The organism is Facklamia sp. P12932 (assembly GCF_050409545.1).
Classification (GTDB): Bacteria; Bacillota; Bacilli; order Lactobacillales; family Aerococcaceae; genus Facklamia.
Genome location: NZ_JBNUPG010000046.1, coordinates 1 through 1,570, shown reverse-complemented (window position 1 = coordinate 1,570; position 1,570 = coordinate 1). Strand labels below are relative to the sequence as shown.

The window sequence follows — 1,570 nt, the reverse complement described above, 5'->3', positions numbered from 1 at the left end:
TGTCAACCGTAAATGAAAATGTCCTGAAATTTTAAAAATTTGCGGGATAAAACTACCGCGCTTCGCTTGGTGAACTCGAGGAAAAAGTGAGAATTTCTATTCTCATCTTTTTCCTCGAGTGTTCTTCTTTTATACTGGATGTGTCTGCTTCAATTGCTTAAGATACCGCTGATAAGAGGCTGCTTTCCATGGATGAGATAAAGGCGGGATAGGAATGACTTTTGGCTTAGTTTTAGGAGGCGGTGTATCGAATTCTTTCGAATAACGTTCATGTTCAGGAACGATCTTGAGTGGATACAAGGTCTCTTGATAATTGGCATATAACTCAAGATTACGCGTCTCAATGACCATCACACGCGTATGTGGAGGAAGGTATTGAACGTTACCTGAGTCATCGACACATTGGTAAGTTTGGCGATGATAGCGAATGGAATGTCCCGCATTTACAACTCTGAAATCATGTCGACAAAGTAAATAGTTCAAATTAACGCAAGGGTCTATCTTTTGAAAGACATTTCGGTTATCTTTAAGTTGGAAAGCAAATCGCTGATTAAATAGAGGAATAAATTGAATCAAGAAGTGATTCGCTTCCGCTAAGGTTTGGATATTAGCCAGACGCATTTCGCTGATTAAGCGGTCTTGAAGTGTGTTAAACACGCGTTCCACGCGTCCTTTAGCTTGGGGGATTGAAGTCGTCGACAGGACAATCCCTAAGTTTTGGCACATATATCCATACTGTGTTAAGGTTCTCTGGTCAGACAGAGAGCCTTTTTCTTTTCTCCCAGCCTTAAAGATCGTGCGATTATCGGTCAAAATTTCAACAGGAATGCCTTTGTTTTCTAGAAACTGAGCAGAAACTTCATAATAAGCAGCTAAAGTTTCTTGCTTGTCAAAGAAAGCACCGACAATCTCTCCCGAAGCATCATCAATGGCGACGTGTAAAAAGGCTTTTTCTGTTCCAAACCAAACATGTTGAGAAGCATCCATTTGAATTAATTCTCCGGCATATTTTTTGCGGAAGCGAGAAGGATGCGCTTTCTTTCCTTCGACTAATTGGACCTCTTTCAACAGGGAGAGTTCGCGTTGGGTGAGTGTCGATTTGTTTTGTTTGTTTAGCAATTGTTTTTTCCATCGGCGTTTCGTTGAACGACGAGCTTTGGGAGCAAGAATGTGAGCTTGAGACAAAATGTTTCGAACGGAAGATTCAGAAAGACAAAAGCCTTCTTCTTTCACTAAAAACTCATGAAAATGTTTAAAATTAAATGACGCCTATTTTGTTTGATAGATAGACACAATTTGTTTTCTAAGAGAAGGTGAAATCTTGGTGGAAGGAGACCTGCCACAGTTCCCATGCTGAAAACCTCGACGTCCTTTCGATAAATAACGTTGAATCAATCGGTTGATTTGACGGCGAGAAAGAGCGAGTTCGACCTCCGCGCGTTGTTTTGTTTTTTTACCATTCACGACTTGTTTAATTGTTTCATAATAATGCTTTTCTTTCACTGTAAGATAATCTCCCATCATTTTCCCTCCTATCCTTTTCATCATTTATTATAGTGGATAGTGGGAC

1 pseudogene is annotated in these 1,570 nt (G+C 40.1%); it reads right to left on the bottom strand.

Annotated elements, in window-relative coordinates:
* Nucleotides 1-129: 129 nt before the first annotated feature.
* Nucleotides 130-1,521, bottom strand: a pseudogene (locus tag ACQV2P_RS08545) (ISNCY family transposase).
* Between the last annotated feature and the right edge of the window lie 49 nt (nt 1,522-1,570).